This window comes from Actinocrinis sp., from assembly GCF_035650855.1.
GTDB lineage: Bacteria > Actinomycetota > Actinomycetes > Streptomycetales > Catenulisporaceae > Actinocrinis.
Window position 1 is genome coordinate 1 of sequence record NZ_DASRGV010000279.1, and the last position, 5,863, is coordinate 5,863.

At 70.0% G+C, this 5,863-nt stretch carries 5 protein-coding genes; all 5 read left to right on the top strand.

Annotated features, from left to right (window positions below; all coding sequences use genetic code 11):
* The first annotated feature begins 71 nt into the window (after positions 1–71).
* Positions 72–791, top strand: a complete 720-nt coding sequence (locus tag VFB40_RS20085) for an HAD family hydrolase (RefSeq protein ID WP_324852934.1) — start codon at positions 72–74, stop codon at positions 789–791.
* A gap of 106 nt (positions 792–897) precedes the next feature.
* Positions 898–1,878, top strand: a complete 981-nt coding sequence (locus tag VFB40_RS20090) for a patatin-like phospholipase family protein (protein ID WP_324852926.1) — start codon at positions 898–900, stop codon at positions 1,876–1,878.
* Positions 1,879–1,989: 111 nt separating this feature from the next.
* A complete protein-coding gene (locus VFB40_RS20095; protein ID WP_324852928.1) occupies positions 1,990–2,499 on the top strand; it encodes a DUF6912 family protein in 510 nt (169 codons plus the stop codon).
* A gap of 136 nt (positions 2,500–2,635) precedes the next feature.
* Positions 2,636–3,055 carry an aspartate 1-decarboxylase gene (gene panD, locus VFB40_RS20100; protein WP_324852930.1) on the top strand — a complete coding sequence of 140 codons (420 nt, stop codon included), beginning with the start codon at positions 2,636–2,638 and terminating at the stop codon, positions 3,053–3,055.
* Positions 3,056–3,261: 206 nt separating this feature from the next.
* Positions 3,262–5,863, top strand: a 2,602-nt coding sequence (locus VFB40_RS20105) for an NAD-glutamate dehydrogenase domain-containing protein (RefSeq protein ID WP_324852932.1), incomplete at its 3' end; no start/stop codon positions are given.

Here is a 5,863-nt window from a genome sequence, read left to right on the forward strand (position 1 = left end):
ACCCGGTCGGGGGTATTCCACCCGGCCGGCGAGTGAAAGGCGGCAGTATGTCTGGTGGCGCCGAGTCCGAGATGTTTGAGCATGCCGCGTGGAATGGCGATGCGTCCGAGGCTCGACCCAAGGCGCTGATAGTTGACTGGGGAGGCGTGCTTACGTCCCCGCTCGCGGCCGCCCTCGACGGATGGTACGCCGCCGAGGGCATCGACGCCGCTGGTTATGAGTTGGCGATTCGCGACTTCCACGACGCCGGCCTGGCGGCGCTCAGCGTCTTCGACCCGATCGCCGCCCTCGAGCGCGGCGAGCTGCGGGTCGAGCATTTCGAGCAGGCCCTGGCCGAGCGGCTGACCAGGTACTGCGGCGTCGAGGTCCAGGCGCAGGGCCTGATCGGCCGGATGTTCGCGGGCTTCGCCTCCGCCCCGGCCATGATCAACGTCGTGCGGCAGGCGAAGACGGCCGGGCTGCATACCGCACTGCTCTCGAACTCCTGGGGCAACGAGTACCTGCGCGACGACTGGGACCAGCTGTTCGACGCCGTGGTGATCAGCGGCGAGGTCGGGATGCGCAAGCCCGAACCCGAGATCTACCTGCACACCCTCGGCCTGCTCGGCTGCGCTCCGCCGGAGGCCGTCTTCGTGGATGACTTGGAACGTAACGTGCGTGCGGCCGCCGCCTTGGGCATCATCGGAGTACACCACCGGTCCTATGCGGAAACAATCGCCGAACTAGAAGCGCTGTTCGAGGTGGACCTGCGCGCCGAGTCACCACTCGACGCGCCGCTCGGCGGCGATTGACCGCGGCCGACTGAACCGGCTTCCGGCCGGTGGGTGGGTGGTGACGGCGAGCCCGGCGACGGGCCTCAGTACGACGGTGCGTTTGTCGTAGGGATGGTGAGCAGGGTTGAGCGAAGGAGTACGCAGGGGACTGGTGCTCGGCGGAGGCGGCACGCTCGGCGCCGCCTGGACGATCGGCGCGCTGGCCACCCTGCACGACGAACTGGGCTTCGATCCGCGCACCGCCGAAATGATCGTCGGAACCTCCGCGGGCGCGATCCTGGCCGCGCTGCTCGGCGCGGGCGCCAGTCCACACGAGCTCTACCAGCACCAGCTCGCCGAGGCCGTGCTCGAAGGCCCGCTGGCCGGCCAGGTCTTCGACTACGACCACGCGGCCGGCGGGGCCGTTCCGCTGCGCCCGCAGCGCGGCGTCGGCTCGCCGAAGCTGATCGCGCGCTCCGTGCGGCACCCACGCCGCTACCCGAAGACCGTGGTGCTCTCCGCCTTCGTCCCGCCCGGCCGTGGCTCGCTCGGCGACATCGGCCGTATGGTCGAGGACGTCATCCCGTCCGGCGCCTGGTCAACGCACCCGGGTGTGCGTGTGGTCGCCATGGATTACGACACTGGTGAGCGCGTCGTCTTCGGTGAGCCCGGCGCTCCGCACATCGGACTGGCGGAGGCCGTCGTCGCATCGTGCTCGATCCCCGGTTGGTTCACACCCGCGGTGATCGACGGCAGGCGCTACGTGGACGGCGGAACCTTCTCGAACACGAGCCTGGACCTGCTGGTCGCGGACTCGCTGCCCGGCGGCAGGCCGCTCGACGAGGTCTACGTCATCGCACCGATGGCCGCACGCGGCTACGACCGGCCGCGCACCGCGCTCGGCCGCCTGGAGCGCAGCTTCCGGCACAGCGTCACACGGCAGATGCTGCTCGAAGCCCGCCAGGTACGGCAGAGCGGCAGCCGGGTCGTCGTGCTGTGCCCCGGCCAGGACGATCTGGTCACCCTCGGCGTCAATCTGATGGACCCGAGCCGGCGGGCCGAGGTACTGGCCACCGCCCGGCGCACCACGACCGAGTTCCTCGGCCTGTCGCGGGCGGTAGCGTAAAGCGGCGAAGGCGCGGCAAGAATTAACTGCGGCGAGAACTAACTACAGTCCCAGCACTACCAGCGGTCGCGACGGCACAGCGGGTCCGGCGCCCGGCGAGGGGAACCTGCGATGCGCGTGTACATCCCGGCCACACTGCCGATCCTGTCCGAGCTGGCCAAGCGCGGCGAACTCGGCCCCGGCCCGCTGACCGGCTACGCGGTGACCCCGGCGCTGCGCGAGTGGTACGTCGAGGGCGATGAGGAAGAGCTCGAATTCGCCGCGATGACCGAGGCCGGCCGCGGGGCGCTGCGGCTGCTGGCCGCCGACCCGCTGGCCCCGCGCCGCCGGGTGGTGGTCGCCGCGGAACTGTTCGACGCCGTGGTGACGCCGGTCGGCACCCCGGTCTCCCGCGAACAGGGCGTCGAGCCCGGTGAGGTACGCATCGACGGCGTGATCGCGCTGCGCGACATCGCCTCGTTCCACATCGACGACGTGGCGGCGGAACCGGCCGTCGGCGAGGCCGCGCTCATCGTGCACAAGGCCGACGAAGGTGACGAGGACGCACAGTTCACCGTGGACGGCGTCGAGGACTACGACCTACTCTGGTTCGCCACACAGGAGTTGCCGGATCTGCTGTAATCCGGTTCGGCTTCAGCCGTGCGAAACGCACCTGTACGACGCTGCAATTCGTAACCCGCCGTGTCATAGGAAGACGCCGCGTCCGGTACCCGGCCCCGGGACTGGAACACGACGTCCACGCTGATGAGGAGCGCACGTGTACCGCACCATGCTCAAGTCCAAGATCCACCGCGCCACCGTCACCCAGGCCGACCTGCACTACGTGGGATCGGTGACCGTCGACGCCGCGCTGATGGAAGCAGCCGACCTGCTGCCCGGAGAACAGGTCGCGATCGTGGACATCACCAACGGAGCGCGGCTCGAGACCTACGTGATCGAGGGCGAGCGCGGCTCCGGAGTGATCGGGATCAACGGCGCCGCGGCCCACCTGATCCACCCCGGCGACCTGGTGATCCTGATCAGCTATCAGATGATCGACGATCACGAGGCGCGCACGGCGAAGCCGCGCATCGTCCACGTCGGCGCCGACAACCGCATCGTCGACCTGGATCACGACCCGGCGCGGCCGGTGCCCGGCTCCGAAACACTGCGGCCGCCGCTCGCGGTGGGCGTCTGAGGAGCGCCGCGTCCGAGGCGTTCCGGCGCGGCGCGTCCAAGATCCAGCACCGGCCGTGAGGCACGTCTCACGTTGTAGGAAGGCGCAACCCAGACGTGACAACATGATCGGTCGATACGCAACCGACGCTACAAACCGCCGAGTAACCTAAGGCTCGTAACCGGGATGAGCCGCGCAAGGGCGCGCGGCCGTAGGAGCGAGCACATATGGTGACCCAGCTGGACGAGGCGACTATCACTCTGCTTGAGGAGGCGGCGCAGCTGGCGCGCCAATCCTCGGGTACGGACGGCCTGGGTGATCCAAGACAAGCCGAAACCGTCCTGCGCCGCTACTACCGCCACGTCCCGTTCGACGACCTCGCAGACCGCACCGCCGCCGACATCCTCGGCGCGGTGCGGTCTTCTGCCGAACTGGCCGGCACCCGCCCGCAGGGCACCGCGAAGATCCGCGTGTACACCCCGACCCGCGAGCGCTCCGGCTGGACCACCGGCCCCACCACGCACACCGTGGTCGAGATCGTCACCGACGACATGCCCTTTTTGGTGGATTCCATCACCGCCGAGCTGACCCGGCTCGGGCACGGTATCCACGTCCTGTTCCACCCGGTGTTCGCGGTCGAGCGGGACCTGGTCGGCCGGCTGCGCGCGCTCCCGGACACGGACCCGACGCAGCAGACCCCGCAGGGCGCGCTCACCGAGTCCTGGATGCACATCGAGATCGACCGGCAGGCCGACGACCCGGCGCGGCTCGCCTCGATCGAGACCAACCTGCGCCGGGTGCTCAGCGACGTGCGCGAGGCGGTCGAGGACTGGCCGAAGATGCGCGCCGCGGCGCTCGCCCTCGCCGATGAGCTGGACGAGGAGCAGGGCCAGGCCGCACAGCGCGCCGGGGTCTCCTACGACGAACTGACGGCCGGTCAGGAGCTGCTGCGCTGGCTGGCCGACGACCACTTCACCTTCCTGGGCTACCGCGAATACACCCTGGGCCAGTCCGACGGCGAGGACGCGCTGCGCCCGGTCACCGGCACCGGCCTCGGCATCCTGCGCTCCGACCAGGCGCCCGGCACGTCCGGCTCGTTCGCCAAGCTGCCGCCGGAGGTGCGGGCCAAGGCGCGCGAACCGCGCCTGCTGGTGCTCACCAAGGCCAACTCGCGCGCGACCGTGCACCGCCCCGGCTACCTCGACTACATCGGCGTCAAGCGCTTCGACGCCGAGGGCCGGGTCGTCGGCGAGCGGCGCATCCTCGGCCTGTTCTCGGCCGCCGCGTACTCGGAGTCGGTGCAGCGGGTCCCGGTGATCCACCAGAAGGTCCGCCAGGTCCTCGACATCCACGGCTTCGCGCCGACCTCGCACTCCGGCAAGGACCTGCTGCAGATCCTCGAGTCCTACCCGCGCGACGACCTGTTCCAGATCCCGGTGGAGGAACTCGCCGAGATCACCGGCTCGGTCCTGCACCTTCAGGAGCGCCGGCGCCTGCGTCTGTTCCTGCGTAAGGACGCTTACGGCCGCTACTTCTCCGCGCTGGTATACCTGCCGCGCGACCGGTACAACACCGACGCGCGCCTAAGGCTGCAACGCATCCTGCTCGACGAGCTGCACGGCGCGGTCGTGGACTACACCGTCCGCTCCACCGAGTCGGTGCTCACCCGACTGCACTTTGTCGTCCGGGTCGCGCCCGGGGACCGGCTGCCCGACGTGGACGCCGAGCTGATCGAGCGCAGGCTCGCAGCCGCGATCCGCACTTGGGAGGACGACTTCGCGCAGCAACTCGAGGAGATGGTCGGTTCGGACCGCGCCACCGAGCTGCTGCGCGATTACGGCAAGGCCTTCCCCGAGGCGTACAAGGCCGACTTCCCGCCGGAGAACGCGGTCAAGGACGTCTGCCGGATCGAGGCGATCCACGCCGACGACACCACCGACTCCTCGCTGGCCGTCTACCGGCGGCCCGGCGCCCCGCCCGAGCAGTACAGCCTGAAGATCTTCCGGGTCGGCCGGATGATCTCGCTGGCCGAGGTGCTGCCGATCCTGCAGCGCTTCGGCGTCGAGGTGCTCGACGAGCACCCGTACGAGCTGAGCCGGGAGTGCGACGCGGCGGCCTGGATCTACGACTTCGGGCTGCGCGTCACCGACCCCGAATCGCTGCGCGACGAGGCCGCCCGCGAGCGGTTCACCGCCGCGTTCGCCGCGGCCTGGTCCGGGCTGACCGAGAACGACGGCTTCAACGCACTGGTCGTGCGCGCCGGGCTGACCTGGCGCCAGGTGACCGTGCTGCGCGCCTACGCGAAGTACCTGCGGCAGGGCGGCACGCCGTTCAGCCAGGAGTACATCGAGCAGGTGCTGCACCGGAACCCGGGCCTGGCCCGGCTGCTGGTCAAGCTGTTCGAGGCCTCCTTCGACCCGGCGCACGCCGCGGCCGGCCGCGAGCTGATCGACGGCCTGGTCGAGGAGGCGGAGGGCGCGCTCGACGCGGTCGCCTCGCTGGACGAGGACCGCATCCTGCGCTCGCTGCGCGCGGTGATCGAGGCGACGCTGCGCACCAACTTCTTCCAGAAGGCCGCGAACGGCCCGGGGGGATCGAACACCTGGAAGCCGTACATCTCGTTCAAGATCAACGCCGCGGCGGTGCCCGACCTTCCGCAACCGCGGCCCAAGTACGAGATCTGGGTCTACTCGGCCCGGGTCGAGGGCGTGCACCTGCGTTTCGGCGCGGTCGCGCGCGGCGGCCTGCGCTGGTCGGACCGGCGCGAGGATTTCCGCACCGAAGTGCTGGGCCTGGTCAAGGCCCAGATGGTGAAGAACACCGTGATCG